This window comes from Rhizobium sp. CFBP 8762, from assembly GCF_014841565.1.
Lineage (GTDB): Bacteria > Pseudomonadota > Alphaproteobacteria > Rhizobiales > Rhizobiaceae > CFBP-8762.
The window spans coordinates 1-14,918 of record NZ_JACYUD010000017.1 but is presented as its reverse complement, the minus strand read 5'-3'; the positions used below and the strand labels follow the sequence as shown (position 1 = coordinate 14,918).

6 protein-coding genes and 5 pseudogenes are annotated in these 14,918 nt (G+C 51.7%); 5 read left to right on the top strand and 6 right to left on the bottom strand.

Translation table 11 applies throughout. The features are described 5' to 3' along the window. Positions 1-82: 82 nt before the first annotated feature. The 3 genes from IFT84_RS21195 to IFT84_RS21185 form a co-directional block, all read right to left on the bottom strand. The gene (locus IFT84_RS21195; protein ID WP_192122598.1) at positions 83-1,393 is read right to left on the bottom strand and encodes an HlyD family type I secretion periplasmic adaptor subunit; all 1,311 of its coding nucleotides are present in this window, start codon (positions 1,391-1,393) and stop codon (positions 83-85) included. After that, entirely contained in the window at positions 1,380-3,161 is a 1,782-nt protein-coding gene (locus tag IFT84_RS21190) for a type I secretion system permease/ATPase (protein ID WP_244651339.1), read from the bottom strand. Before IFT84_RS21190 ends, IFT84_RS21195 begins: the two co-directional genes overlap by 14 nt. A 468-nt stretch (positions 3,162-3,629) precedes the next feature. Then, positions 3,630-3,893, bottom strand: a complete 264-nt coding sequence (locus IFT84_RS21185) for a hypothetical protein (protein WP_192122596.1) — start codon at positions 3,891-3,893, stop codon at positions 3,630-3,632. A gap of 137 nt (positions 3,894-4,030) precedes the next feature. Between IFT84_RS21185 and IFT84_RS21650 the strand changes: the two genes are divergently transcribed. Beyond that, the gene (locus tag IFT84_RS21650; protein ID WP_197975635.1) at positions 4,031-10,696 is read left to right on the top strand and encodes a M10 family metallopeptidase C-terminal domain-containing protein; all 6,666 of its coding nucleotides are present in this window, start codon (positions 4,031-4,033) and stop codon (positions 10,694-10,696) included. Positions 10,697-10,776: 80 nt separating this feature from the next. On the opposite strand, the pseudogene IFT84_RS21120 reads toward IFT84_RS21650, so the two are convergent. Then, positions 10,777-10,971 (bottom strand): annotated as a pseudogene (locus IFT84_RS21120) (transposase); the annotation flags it as partial. Positions 10,972-10,975: 4 nt separating this feature from the next. On the opposite strand from IFT84_RS21120, the pseudogene IFT84_RS21115 reads away from it, so the two are divergent. Next, a pseudogene (locus tag IFT84_RS21115) lies at positions 10,976-11,677 on the top strand (IS5 family transposase); the annotation flags it as partial. A gap of 104 nt (positions 11,678-11,781) precedes the next feature. Then, positions 11,782-11,877: pseudogene (locus tag IFT84_RS21830) on the top strand (hypothetical protein); the annotation flags it as partial. A 57-nt stretch (positions 11,878-11,934) separates the two neighbouring features. Here the strand turns inward: IFT84_RS21830 and IFT84_RS21105 are convergent. After that, a pseudogene (locus tag IFT84_RS21105) lies at positions 11,935-12,864 on the bottom strand (IS3 family transposase); the annotation flags it as partial. Positions 12,865-12,928: 64 nt separating this feature from the next. Between IFT84_RS21105 and IFT84_RS21100 the strand changes: the two are divergent. Then, on the top strand, positions 12,929-13,981 hold the full coding sequence (locus tag IFT84_RS21100; RefSeq protein WP_192122599.1) for an IS110 family transposase: 1,053 nt from the start codon (positions 12,929-12,931) through the stop codon (positions 13,979-13,981). A 236-nt stretch (positions 13,982-14,217) separates the two neighbouring features. On the opposite strand, the pseudogene IFT84_RS21095 reads toward IFT84_RS21100, so the two are convergent. After that, positions 14,218-14,481 (bottom strand): annotated as a pseudogene (locus tag IFT84_RS21095) (transposase); the annotation flags it as partial. Between the two features lie 93 nt (positions 14,482-14,574). On the opposite strand from IFT84_RS21095, the gene IFT84_RS21090 reads away from it, so the two are divergent. Further along, a partial coding sequence (locus IFT84_RS21090; protein ID WP_244651335.1) for a Tn3 family transposase occupies positions 14,575-14,918 on the top strand: 344 nt, incomplete at its 3' end.

Here is a 14,918-nt window from a genome sequence, read left to right as displayed (position 1 = left end):
GAACCAGCCATGGCTGCGTAACTTAAACGAAATGGCCTCCGGCAAACCCGGTGCGGTTCACTTCTTATTTCCAGCTAAAGTTCTATTCCTCTCGAAACGCACGGGCGATTTGGTCGGCGAGCGGTTTGGTAAAATACGATAGAGCCGTGCGTTCTTGTGTGCGAATAAACGCTTCTGCCGGCATGCCGGGGATGAGCGATTGTTGTCCCAAGCGCTGGAGCTCCTTAGGTGGCAGAGTAATGCGCACCAGATAAAAACTCTGGCCGGTTTTTTGGTCTTCTGTCAGGTCAGCCGCAACACGCGTGACAGTACCAAACAACTCAGGTGTTTCTCGTTGATTAAAAGCGCTTAAACGCAAAGTCGCTGTTTGTCCGACACGGACCTGCTCAATGTCTTGAGGCCCTATGCGAACTTCCAGCGCCAGATCGTCTCCGCCTGGAACAATGGTCATGATACTGTCGGCTGGCGAGATTACTCCGCCAACTGTATGAGCCGCCAATTGGTGAACAATGCCCGTTTGAGGTGCAATGATATCAATACGCTTGAGTTGGTCTTCTGCAGAAACCTTGCGCTCAATATATTCGCCAACCTGTCCCTGAATCTCACGCAGTTCGGTTGCCACTTCACTGCGCAAATCCTGCTCCAGCTGCAAAATCTGGAGCTGAACTTCCGCGATACGTCCCGCTGTTTGTGCTTGGCGGGCAATGGCTTCACCTCGATCTCCCCCAAGATCAGCCATTTCCCGCTCCAATGCGTTGGCGCGCTGAATGGATACGAGTTTGCGATCACTAAGATCTCGCACACCCAATAGCTCAGATTGCAGGACGGCAATGCCACGGTCGTAGGCTGCCTCTTGGGACTTTAAACCGACAATCTCTTTCTCATATTGTGCGACGCGTTCCAGCAGTTGTTGTTTTTTGCTGTCTAAAGATGCTTTTCGAAAATCAAACAGGCGCGTTTCACTTTTCACAGCTTGGTCAACATCGGCGTTATCGATGCGCATTGTAAGGCTGGCCGGAAAGGTGATTATGCCCGTTCCATCTCGCTCCGCTTCGAGCCGCGCCTGTCGAGCGGCAAGTTCATCAAGGCGCTTGGTAACAATTGCAAGGCTAGCGCGTGTTTGCGTCGCATCGAGCCGCATCAGAACATCCCCTGCTTTAACAGGTTGCCCTTCTGTGATTAAGATCTCTCCGACGACTCCGCCAGTTGGATGTTGTACGCGCTTGACGTAACTATCAACGACGAAAACGCCATTTGCGATCACTGCACCTGCAAGGTTCGTTGCTGCCGCCCAGCCACCCACACCACCCAGCAGCAAGGCAATACCGGCGATCCCCCCAACCATGTGAAGTCTCAAGGAACGATCAACTGTTGTGTGTTCATCTGTCCGCATGTTCAGTATCCTGGTGAGGTATCGGCGACGCGTCGGTGAGCGGCGTTACTGCTGCGCGAAGTGGAACCACACTGCGCGAGGTTGCACTTTGTCCAGAAGCTGGTGTCTGTTGCGGGTGCGCGGGTTTGGCTTGCTTTAATACTTTTGACAAAACCTCATCGCGCGGACCAAATGCCTGAACGCGTCCGGCGTCCATCATCAGCACAAGATCAACCGTGCTCAATGCGCTCGGTCTGTGCGCTACCACAATCACTATACCCTTACGCTGACGAATGGCAGCAATCGCTTGCGTCAGAGCAGTCTCGCCTTCTGCGTCAAGATTGGAGTTCGGTTCGTCGAGCACGACAAGGAAGGGATCGCGGTACATGGCCCGGGCCAACCCCAACCTCTGGCGCTGACCTGCCGAAAGCGCACTGCCGCCTTCACCGATCGCAGTATCATAGCCGTTCTCAAACCGAACAATAAGGTCATGTACACCTGCCGCGCGTGCGGCTGCAACAATAGCCTGCGAATCTGGTTCATCTTCAAAGCGAGAGATATTTTGAGCAATCGTACCGTCGAACAGATCGCAGGTTTGTGGCAGATACCCGATATGTTGGCCAAGCTCGTCTCGGTCCCACTGATCAAATGTAGCATTGTCCAACCGGACCGCACCACGACGCGTGGCCCATACCCCAACGATTGCACGGGCCAAGGTAGATTTTCCACAGCCGCTCGGCCCGATGATCGCCAGGGCACTGCCAGCAGGCACTGTCAGATTGATACCATTAACCGTTGGATTTGTTTCACCCGGCGGGGCAACGTAGACGTCCTCTAAACGTAGTTCCTGTTGGGGAGGCGGCAAAGTGGTACGCTGGTCTCTATCACCCAGTTTTGATAGCAAATCCTGGAGTCTGGTCCAGCTTTGCCGTGCCATAATGAAGGACTTCCAGCTTCCAATCGCCAGATCGACGGGCGCAAGTGCCCGTCCCATAATAATGGAACTGGCAATCATGACGCCCGGCGACACCTCCTGACGAATAGCGAGATAAGCCCCCAAACCAAGGAGGCCGGACTGTAATAGAAACCGAAGCGCTTTTGACAGCCCGCCTAAGCCACCGGAGATGTCACCCACTTTGCGGTTGGATACAAGGTATTCACTGTTGGCCGACTGCCATCGGGTATGCAGCCTTTTTTCCAAACCCATAGCCTGAACCACGTCGGCGTTTCGACGTGCGGCCTCAAGCAAAGCATTGCGAGTTATGGCATTGGAAACGGTTTCCTTCGATGCAGCCTGCGTTAAAGCGCCGGTCAGGGCCGTCAACAAGATCAGAACAACTGCCCCAATCGTAGCAAGGATGCCGATCCAGGCATGAAAGGCAAAGCAGATAGCAAGGTAAAGTGGCACCCAAGGCAGATCGAAGATAGCCGTTGGGCCAGGACTGGACAGAAACCCACGAACGTTATCAAGATCACGCAGAGGCTGGAGACCGTCGCCAGCCATGCGGGTTAGTAGAGGAAGACGAACCACAGCACGGTGCACTTTGCTCGCTAGGCGATTGTCGAAGCGCTCACCTAGCCTTAACAAAATGCGCGAGCGCACCACGTCCAAAAAGGCTTGGAAACTATAAAGCGCTGCTACGAGAATGGTTAGTCCAACCAAAGTGGACACGCTTCCGCTTGCCAGCACGCGGTCATAAATCTGCAGCATGTAGAGTGACGCTGTCAGACCGAGGAGATTGAGAACACCACTGATTGCCGCAATGCCCGTGACAAACGATCCTCCCATAAAGACCCGTTCGCCTTTTAAACGCGTTTCGGCCCTTGCGGTTGTCGAAGCCATACGAAGTCTCCTCATGCAGTATCACTGACGCCAATGTTTATTGAGAGGTATCCGCAATGAAAGCGCCGTTCGCGACACATCTGCTTTACGAAATTACCCATTGATGTATGAAGACTATCTGTTAAAGAGATCACTTTCAATCAACATGTAAATTTCGTGGGAACCATGCTTCATTCAAATGTTCGGCCTCATGTATAAGTCGCTCAATTTGCAATCAAACCCTTTGTGAACATGAGTAGGTCTCTATTCTAATGTTTGGAAACTATGTATGTTGAAATTTCTAATTGCTAGATTTATAATCTCTTTATTTTTCAGCCTCCTTGCTGCAATAATAAGTAACAAAAGTGATCCTTTCAAGGATGTTGGCTCTTTAATTTTTACTTGCTTGTACATCTCAGCATTGGCATTATTAATTTATTTTATTTTATTTATGATATCATCAGTATTATTATTATTATTACGAGTTAAAAATAAATTAAATATTGATTTTACACGCTTAATCCTAACAGATTTATTTTTTTTATACGTTAGTATAGAGTTTTTTCTTTGGATTTTTCTTACAGAAACAAGAGCAAATATTTCTGTTACAACTATCCAAGGGCAAACAGTAATAAATGGAAAAAAAACATTAATCGGATGGATTAATGCATCAGAAAATATCAGGTCGTCAATATTCATTATGATTTCATTGAATTTTTTTTCAGTGATTTATACTATTAAAAGCAATTGTAACATGAAAACTTCATTTTAATAATAATTACTAATTTGCAAATTAGCGTGTTTGTCTAGCTATCTTGGATCATCAGGTGAGTATAATGGAAAATAATAGTTGGAAAGTATATGGCGACGTATCTATATTTAAAACTAAAAATTATGGGGATATTGTAATTCCAATTACATCATATAACCGTTTTTACGACCAAATAAAAAACATAAATACTGGCGACGTTAATTATCATGAATATAGTCATTTATTTAATCTTGAAGTTAAGGAAATCGATGTTTCAATCAATGAAATAAATAAACTCCTGCGGTATTACTCAACGCCGTTCACCGACCGATTTGCTGGTGTTGGATTTGTTTACCAGCTTGCTGGTGTCGGAGGTTCCGTGGTCAATGTGACGGAAAATCAAATGCATTTTCTTGATCCCGGAATAGTTCATCGGCAAATCGTCGCCATAGATGGAACATACCACATCCGTACCATAGGAATAGGAGAGGGATATTGGAAAGAGTTGAACGAGAATGAGTTGCTAGCTGATATAGTTTGGGGTTTCGGTGCGGGCGTCAATTTAAAGCAGGCCTTATTTGAGTTATCTCCTGTGAAGTGTTTTCCGCCAGGCACGCCTATTTTGCTTTCTGATGGGTCGCAAAAGCCCATAAAGGATGTTAAGATTGGTGACGATGTGATGGCTTTTGACGGCCTAGGGTCTCTTACAGCGCGAAAAGTAACCCGCCTTTTTTCGAATGTAACTGACGAATGGTTGGAATTATCATTCGGTTCAATTGAACGTGATCCCCTAATAGTTACACCTGGTCATGAGTTTCTTACTCCTGATGGCAGCTTCGCGCCAATAGGTAAGTTAACGGCAGAAGGGCAGGCAACTATAGTTTTGGCATCGGGAAATACTGCTGAGGTGACTGCGAAGCGTATTGTTTACTCGTCAGAAACGGCACATATGTTCGAACATATAGAGCCCCAACTTAAGGCAGCGAGCAGTACGGCAGGTACACTGATAAAAGAGGAGGTTTGGAAAACGTATAACTTCGAAGTCGAAGGCCTCCACACATACGTTGCTGGTGGGGTACGAGTCCATAACAAAAGTACCTATTCAGATCACATACTTTCGGAACGAGACGCTGATATAGTGCGAGACATGTTTCCTAAGGAGCAGGTGCGTCTACAAAAGATCGGGGATAACGAGTATTATTATGAACTCGACGACAGTATCGAGGTCACGCAGCTTGATGGCACGGTCGTTAAACTTGGTGATCTTGTACCGATGGCCTTGGAAGGCAGTGCTGCCGTACGTGAAGCACTTGGGGATGCTATCGGTAGCATTCCCGGCTACCTGATGAGCTTTGCTCCCCAAATTATCGCCGACCTTGTTTTGGGCGGTGATTTGGAAAAGGTAGCGGAACAATACGCTATCCAGTTGGCAGTGACCCTCGGTGTAGATTTTCTGGCAGATACGTTTGGCCTTACGGGCGATCAGGTTGGCATTATAAAGACTGACGTTAATCATATTCCCGTTCTTGATCAAAAGAAGTTTTTCGACACTTCTGCCGGTCAGGCCTTGAAGGGCGCTGTCATCCAATTTGCTGTCGTCGCTGCGCTTCGCGGCAATGACATGACAGGGGGCGACTGGGCTAAACTTGCCGCTAATACATCCATTCGCTACGCAGTTACAGAAGTCGTGAAACAATACGCATGGGCTGCGCCGACTGTCTCTACGTTCGCACTTGCTGATACACAAACATTACTTCTCCAACCTAAATTGTCACCTGCGGGAAGCGCTGCCGTTGCAGCTGCTGTGACATTTATATCAAATCTTATTGACCATGGGTTCAAGGATTTTGAGAAGACAGTTATCCAGACCGCCGTTGCTGCGGGAACAACCTATATCGGCCAAGCACTCGGGGCGGCGCTGACACCGGTTCTTGGCCCGCTCGGACCAATACTTGGCGGTATACTCGGCGGTATACTGGGTGGATTGTTTGGTGGACGCAAGCTTCCGCCACCACCGCCTCTTCTGACTATCGAACACAATGCTGATGGCAGCCAAACAATGTTCGTCACAGCATACTCCGGTGGCTACGGCACATCGGCTCGTGAGGGACAACATGACAAGCTTATAGGCAATAAAGGTGCGGATACGCTTGTCGGCTCAAGTGGCAATAACGAACTTCACGGCAATGGCGGCAACGACATTCTGCGTGGAGAAGCCGGCCAGGACGTTCTCGTTGGCGGAGATGGCGACGATTATGCTGTCGGTGGTAGTGGTGACGATCAAATCTCTGGGGGAGATGGTCATGACCGACTGTTCGGCGACGAAGAGTGGAATGGTGACACGCCTGTGGGGAGCAGGGGCGTAAGTGGCAAGGATACGATCGCAGGCGGTGCGGGCAACGACTTCATTCACGCCGGAGGCAATGACGATTTCGTCGACGGTGGAGATGGAAACGACGAGCTCGTCGGGGGTGACGGCGCTGATGTCGTTATTGGTGGAGAGGGTAACGACGCAATATTAGGTGGCGCCGACAACGATACGCTTTTCGGCGATGTGGTGATTATCAAAGCTGATGGATCAATGACGTTTTCAGGGACGGGCGACGATGTCATTCAGGCGGGCCTTGGAAACGACATGGTGTATGCCGGGTCAGGCAACGATAAGGTCTACGGAGGCAGCGGCAACGATACCATTAGCGGTATGGATGGTGACGATACACTTTCTGGCGATGACGGAGATGATACCCTGATCGCTGGCGGAGGGAATGATCGGCTGAATGGTGGAAGCGGGAACGACACCTTGGATGGTGGAGACGGAAACGACCATCTCTTCGGGCACGATGGCCGAGACAGCCTTGATGGTGGCATGGGTGACGACGCTCTGGATGGCGGCGATGGAAATGATATGCTCAACGGGAATCTGGGCAACGACCAACTTTCCGGTGGAGCTGGTGCAGATCTCCTTCTTGGTGGCATCGGCAACGACAACCTTGATGGTGGAGATGCCGACGATAGACTTCTCGGCGAAATTGGCGACGACCTTTTGTACGGTCGCGAGGGTCACGACACCCTTTCCGGCGGTGCTGGGGAAGATCAACTCTTCGGTGGGCAGGGTGACGATAATCTCGATGGGGGTGATGGCAAAGACGCACTCTACGGCGAAGATGGAAACGATATCCTTGATGGTAAGGCTGGGGACGACATCCTAGATGGTGGGTTAAGCAATGATACCTTGAAGGGTGGTGATGGAAACGATACGCTTTTCGGGGGAGTTGGTAATGACAGCCTCTCGGGTGACGACGGCGATGACCGGTTGGATGGCGGCGATGGCGACGATACGCTGGACGGCGGTGCAGGAAATGACACGCTGGTTAGCGGACAAGGACGCGATGGACTTTCGGGCGGCGCTGGCAATGACACTTACGAAGTTGACTTGCTTGCGGGCTCGGTACTGATATCGGAAACCGAAGGTGTCGACGTCCTAAAGCTTACCTCTGGTGTTGAACCAAAACACGTTTCATTGACGCGAGACGGCAATGATCTTGTTATTTATTCCGTTCGCAATGCCGATTATGTGGCAGATGAAACTGATCAAGTCATAACAGAATTATATAAAGGTTTCTTTGATCGGTTGCCTGATCCAGGTGGCATGAACTACTGGAGCGCACGTATAAAAGCCGGTGCTTCAATTATGGAAATTGCCGATTATTTTGCTGCTTCGCTAGAAGCTCATCAAAAATATCCATCCTCCTTACAGCCGAAATTAGATGCCTCTAAAGCTTTTCTAGATGCAGTTTATCAAAGTGGTTTTGGTCGTACAGTTGATGCTGATACGAAAGCTCAATATGCTGACATGTTGACGTCTGGAGAGATTTCAGTCGGTCAAATATTTGTGAAGATATTAGAAATTGCTTCGTCTAATACGACGGCTGGTTCTGATTGGACGCTAGGAACCATCCGCATTCAGGGACAGTTTTCAGGAGACGCACGCACCGTTGAGGCAATTGAGTTTTCTGATGGTTACACCCTTAATCTTTCTAACCTTATCGTCGGCGACGACGGAGACAATACGCTGGTTGGCACCGAAGGAAATGACGGAATTTTGGGACTTGGAGGCAATGATAGCATTCTGGGTCTTGGCGGAGACGACTTTCTAGACGGAGGTCCCGGCAAAGACGGAATTTTTGGTGGTGCCGGTAACGATCGCATATACGGGTCGGGCGAAAATGATTTGCTCTCCGGCGACAATGGCAATGACACGATTAGCGGTGGCGCAGGTAAAGACATGCTAATCGGTGGTCAAGGCGATGACATATTTGTCATTAGCCGCGAGACATCGAGTGAAGACACAATTGCTGACTTCGGTAAGGGAAATGATCGTATTGATCTTTCAGAATTTGGAGACCGGTTCGTCTCTCTAAAGCAGCTTAATTATTTCGGTCAAGGCTTGGAGCAGTCTGGCGTTGATACGATCATAAAGCTCGGGTCTCAGCAGACAATCCGCGTCGAGGACATTCAGGTATCCTCTCTCGATGCAAGCAAATTCATTTTTGATCTCGCAACGATAACTGGAACGGTTGGAACCAACAAAAATGACATCATCATTGGGAGTGCCAACAACGATATTATTATAGATGGTACTGGCTTCGATATCCTTACTGGAGGTGCAGGATCTGATACATTTAAAATTAGCGCCCGAGCCGGCGATATTGATACCATTACCGACTTCAACGTGGGCCAAGATAAGCTCGATCTTTCAGCCTTCGGCGATAAAATATCCGCCAGTCAATTCCAGTTCACTCAAAAGGGGAATGACACCGTCATTTCCTTGGACAACAATCAGCATGTCTTACTTGAGGGTGTTCATTCGCGTTCGTTGACAGATGGAAACTTCGTTTTCGATGTCTTCCAAGACAAAACCATGGATGCTCAACGTTTCAGCGGATACATCGACCATGACTTCAGTAAAGACGAGATCATAGAAGCTGATGTTGCCGATAGTTCCGCCTTTGCACGCGTCGAGGCAAATAGGAGCCTTCCAAAAGGTTCGCCAGGCGCTGGAGCAGGTTTATCGGACACCAATTTTGATACGGTTGACAATATTTTTAAGCAGGGCCGTGAGAACGAGTTGCACAACAGGGAATATTGGGCCAAGCAAAACCGAAATTTCTGGCAACGAGACAAATATGACTTAAGGCAAGACACGGATTTTACGAGTAAAAGAGGCACTGGCTTGTTCCGGCAAGATGCTACCCGTAATGGCGATAAGGCTAACGAAATGCACGGAGCACCCTGGTCGGAACGCATATGGTCCCACGGCGGTCATGATGCTGTCCATGCCGGTGCAGGTGACGACCAAGTCTGGGCTGGCGATGGGAACGATTATGTCAACGGCATGACTGGTAACGACACCATCTATGGTGAGGACGGTTTTGACCATCTTGTTGGTGGATCGGACAACGACACAATAAATGGCGGCGGTCATAACGACAGGCTCTATGGTGAGGATGGCAATGACACCTTAATCGGCGGGTGGGGCGAAGATGTACTCGATGGTGGCAATGGCGACGACGCTCTGAACGGAGAGGATGGCTACGATACCTTGATCGGCGGATCAGGTAATGACTGGATGCACGGTGCTGGCCATAACGACACCCTTCATGGTCAAGGGGGGAACGACACGCTTATCGGCGGATGGGGTGATGATGTGCTCGAAGGCGGTGAGGGCGACGATGCAATGAATGGCGAGGACGGCAATGACGTCCTTCGCGGCGGGGCACAAAACGACTGGATGCAGGGGGCAGGACATAACGATACGCTTTTTGGGGATGAAGGCAACGATACTTTGCTCGGTGACTGGGGCGATGACCTTCTTATAGGTGGTGCCGGAGACGATGTTCTTCAGGGTGGTTTTGGTGCGGATCACTTAGAGGGCAATGAGGGGAATGATCGTCTCTACGGAGGACCGGGAGCTGATGTTCTAAAAGGCGGAAGTGGCTGGGATTATATCGACGGAGACGATAACGACGATCTTATTTATGGCGTTGTCGGAAACCATTGGATACATGGCGGCGCGGGTATTGATGTTATCTATGGCGGTACGGGTGACGAGGTTATATGGGGCGGGGCGGGCTCTGATTTGATTGACGGTGGCGATGGCAGTGATTTTATCATCGGCGGCACGAACAATGACACCATTTCAGGTGGTACGGGGCATGATCGCTTATTTGGACAACTCGGCGATGATTTGATCAGAGGCGGCTCTGAAGATGATTACATAGAAGGCGGAGAAGGTCATGATTCCTTGTACGGCGAGGCTGGAAAAGATCGTTTAAGTGGCAACATCGGTAACGACTTATTGGATGGAGGAGACGGCAATGATCAGCTAATCGGTGGCCAAGGAGACGACTATCTTTTCGGTGGTCGCGGCGCCGACTTTCTCAATGGTGGTGAGGATCATGACCGGCTGATCGGTGGCTTTGGTGCCGATGTTTTGGTTGGAGGAACTGGAGCCGACACATTCCAGTTTAACTCGGTCGAAGACAGCAGCGTAAATGCCATCGATATCATTTTGGATTTCGAAAGGAATATGGACAAAATAGACATTCGTGGGTTGGTTCATAGCTATACCGATCTCGTCGTGTCTGAAGCCACTGATCAGACGACAATTGCTATCAAAGGAAGTGGCGATTTTGCTATCAAGCTAAACGGTATTAACCATAACCTTGATCAATCCCACTTCGTATTTTAATCGGCTACAGAAGGCAGATGTCCAAGAATCTTATTTGTTGAAATAATTTCACAACTTCCTAGGCCGTAGTGACGATTTAACTATTTGAGCCAGATTGCGATAGCAGCGAGTTTGACGAATCCCATGAAATTGGCGAGGAGCTTGTCGTATCGTGTTGCGACGCGTCGAAACTGTTTAAGCTTGTTGAAGAAGCGCTCGATGCGATTGCGCTCCTTGTAAAGTTCAGTGTCATAGGCACGTTGGATTTTGTGATTCCGTTTTGGTGGAATGACGACACCAAATGCGACGGGCCGACGGCGACAGACGGACTTGCGTGAAATCCTCAATGCGATCCGATACATGGTTCGTTCGGGTTGTGAATGGCGTATGTTGCCGGTCCACTTCCCACCCTGGCAGACGGTGTATTGGCGGTTCCGGCGCTTCGTGCGGCGATTGCTGTTTCAGACGATCCATGATGTCGCCCTGATGATCGATCGTGAACGGGAAGCGCGAAAGGCGCAGCCGACTGCCGGCGTGATCGACAGTCAGTCGGTCAAGGCGCCTGCGGCCGGTGGTACGCGCGGTTTCGACGGGGGCAAGAAAATTGTCGACCGCAAACGTCATATCGCCGTCGATACCAGCGGACGCCTGCTGATGGTCAACCTGACAACGGCCGACGTCTCCGACAGCGCCGGGGCTCAGGTGATCCTTGATACGATCCGCAAGCGCTGGCCCGGCATCAGGCACCTGTTTGCCGACGGTGCGTATGACCGCAGGCAACTGCTGGATAAAGCGGAGTTCCTGAACTTCACGGTCGATATCGTCCGACGCACCGACAAGGGGTTCAAAATCCTGCCAAGGCGATGGGTGGTCGAGCGAACCTTCGGATGGATGACCCGCTATCGACGCCTCGTGCGCGACTATGAAGCCCGTATCGACGTCTCCGAAGCCATGATCTACGCCGCAATGAGCAGTTTAATCATCAGACGAATAATGCACTGAAGTTGTCAAACGGACTCTGAGGAGGAGCGCGACAGGATCGTCGCGCTCAGCCGCCGACTATATGTTCTGGTGCCACGGATCAGGATCACCAGCTGCTTGCAGAGGTGCAAAGCTGGACGAGGTTCCTCGACAGCTTCACGCATTATCGTATCGGTGAGACGGCAAGCGACGAGGCGGCGCTGATGGCAACAATCCTTGCCGACGCCACCAATGCCGGAGCCGAACGGATGGCGGAAAGTGACCTTGCCCCCCAAGTTTTATCCAGTTTTGAGTTCGCTCCGGCGGTTTTGTGTTGCTGCATTTTGTGCGGTAGCGGCGTGTTGCGGTGCGGAGCCGTTTCGGCTGCGCAGCACCGCATCACGTCGCGGGTTGATGGTCTGAGCGAACTCGGCTGGTGTGAGCCAGCCGAGGCCGGAGTGTGGTCTATGGTCGTTGTAGTCGTTGCGCCAACTCGAGAGCGTTGATCGGGCCTGGTTCAGGGACGAGAAGAGCGTCTCGTTCAGGAGCTCATCCCGCAGTCGGCCATTGAAGCTTTCGATGAAGGCGTTCTGGATCGGCTTGCCCGGCGCGATGTAGTGCCATTCCACCTTGACCTGATCCGTCCATTGCAGGATCGCGTTGCTGGTGAACTCGCTCCCGTTGTCACTGACGATCATCTTAGGCTTGCCACGCTTCTCGATGATCCGATCCAGCTCACGAGCAACCCGAAGGCCCGAGAGCGATGTGTCGGCGACGAGGCCCAGGCATTCTCTGGTGCAATCATCGACGATCGTCACCACCCGGAAGCTGCGGCCATCGGTGAGTTGATCCGACACGAAGTCCAGCGACCAGCGATCATTGACCGTCATCGGGACCAGCATTGGCGCACGTGTGCCGATCGCTCGTTTCCGGCCGCCGCGCTTGCGCACCGTCAGCTTCTCCTCCCGATAGAGCCGGAAGAGCTTCTTGTGGTTCACACGGTGCCCTTCGCGTTTGAGCAGCACGTGGATGCGTCTATAGCCAAAGCGACGGCGCTCATGCGCCAATGCTTTCATTCGCTCGCGAAGACGATCATCGTCGCTGCGCCTGGTTTCGTAACGGACAGTCATTCGGCAAAAGCCGCTGGCTTTACACGCCCGCCGTTCGCTCATCTGGTGGTGATCCATCAGATGCACGACAGCTTTCCGCCTTGCTGCGGGCGTCACCATTAATGGGATGGTCCGCCTCGTCCTCCTGCAGCATAATGAGGCGGTCAAACCGAAGGAGGTTGCTATGCCACAACGCAATGTGCCGCGCCCTGCGGCTGTCTACGGAATTGATATCGGTAAGAACATCTTTCACGTCGTCGGCCTCGGAAGCGACGGCGTGCCAGTTCAGAAGGTTCGTTTCCGACGCGATACGCTGCTGCAATTCTTCGAGCGAGCAGCGCCGGCAATTGTAGGGATGGAATCCTGCGCTGGCTCTCAATGGATTGCGAGGAAGATACAGGCTCTGGGACATAAGGTGCGCTTGATCCCGGCGCAATTTGTGAAGCCCTACGTAAAATCGAACAAGACTGACATCATTGATGCTGAGGCGATCGCAGAAGCAGCCACGCGACCAACGATGCGATTTGCTGCACTCAAAAGCGAGGAGCAGGCGGATCTTCAAGCTTTGCACCGGGTGCGGGACCAGATGATCGGAACGAGAACGCGCCTGATCAATCAGATGCGAGCCTTCTGCCTGGAGTACGGGATTGCCTTGCGCCAGGGCGCGGGTCTGTTCAAGCTCGACCTGCCACAGGTTCTCGAAGACCAATCAAACGACCTTTCGTTGGCGATGCGGAAGCTGCTCGCAGATCTGTTTGCCGATCTGCGCCAATTGGAGCAACGTATCGGTGACATCACACGTGAGATCGAAGCCATAGCTAGTCGAGAGGATGTGGCTCGACGGCTCATGACGATCCCCGGCATCGGAGCATTGGGGGCGACTGCACTTCTTGCAGCGATTGGCAGTGGACGGCAATTCCAAAAAGCCCGCGATCTGGCGGCGTGGCTCGGCCTCGTGCCGCGGGAATACTCGACCGGCGGAAAGCAAAAGCTTCTCGGCATCAGCAAACGAGGAAACCGCTACGTGCGCAAACTGCTCGTGCATGGTGCACGATCATGCTTTCGGCATCTCGACCGAACAAAGGATCGACTGGGGAACTGGCTGGATGGTCTCCAAGCCCGAATGCACCCGAACAAAGCTGTCGTTGCACTTGCCGCCAAAATGGCCCGGATTGTCTGGGTCGTCCTGACCAAGCCCGGAGCGCTCTACGAACGCAGAGACCCTGCCTTCACCTGACACTCCTGGCTCGATTGCAAGGCTCGGGAATAGTGATGACGAAACAGTGGATCAACATGCCGTAAGTCCTGTGCAAAAAAACGGGCCTCGTGCCCGAACCATTTATTGGGAACGGCGTGTGCGGATCTCATCATGGCCTGGCTGCAACCGCAGCTCACTCGCGAGAGGCCGGATACATATGCAACTGGAATCGTCATTTGCGATGTCGCGAACCCTTGCACGGACGAGGCGGACCATACATTCTTTCCCAACAGGTCCTTCAAAGCCGCATTGTCGAGCATCGCGTCAGCCAGAAGCCGCTTCAGCTTCGCGTTCTCGTCCTCAAGTGTCCTCAACCTCTTGGCTTCGGATACGTCCATGCCGCCGAATTTGGCCTTCCATTTATAGATGCTCGCATCGCTGACGCCGTGCTTGCGGCAAAGCTCAGTGACCGGCGTGCCTGCCTCGTGCTCCTTCAGTATCCCCATAATCTGTTCGTCTGTGAAACGGTTGCGCTTCATTCTCTGGTCCTCTCAATAGGCCAGAGCTTACTTCAAAATGGATTAGTTCAGCGGGGCAAGGTCAAAAGCTCACGCGGCGTCACGATCCACCAGATGATGCTGATGGTAGACCGGCATTTAAGGTCGGAAACCTACGCCACGGCGACCGCCGTTCTGGTTGATGCGCAGCAGGCCCACCCCTTTGCCGCGATCTGGGGTGACGGCCATATCTCTTCCTCGGACGGACAGTTCTTTCCGGCCGGCGGGCGCGGCGAAGCCAGCCTCGACTATAATGCAAAATATGGCAAACGACCGGGTGCGGCGATCTATGGCTTCCTATCCAACCGTTTTGCTTCCTTCTTCTCCCGCATGATCCAGGTATCCGAGGGCGAAGCGCCTTACGTGCTCGACGGCCTCCTTCACAACGAAAGCTCCGTCGAAATCCATGAGCACGCGAC

Coding starts and splice junctions, on each gene's coding strand:
- IFT84_RS21190 (WP_244651339.1), bottom strand. CDS start 3,161: ATGGGAGGATCGTTTGTCACGGGCATTGCGGCAATCAGTGGTGTTCTC.
- IFT84_RS21185 (WP_192122596.1), bottom strand. CDS start 3,893: ATGAATATTGACGACCTGATATTTTCTGATGCATTAATCCATCCGATT.
- IFT84_RS21650 (WP_197975635.1), top strand. CDS start 4,031: ATGGAAAATAATAGTTGGAAAGTATATGGCGACGTATCTATATTTAAA.
- IFT84_RS21100 (WP_192122599.1), top strand. CDS start 12,929: ATGCCACAACGCAATGTGCCGCGCCCTGCGGCTGTCTACGGAATTGAT.
- IFT84_RS21195 (WP_192122598.1), bottom strand. CDS start 1,393: ATGCGGACAGATGAACACACAACAGTTGATCGTTCCTTGAGACTTCAC.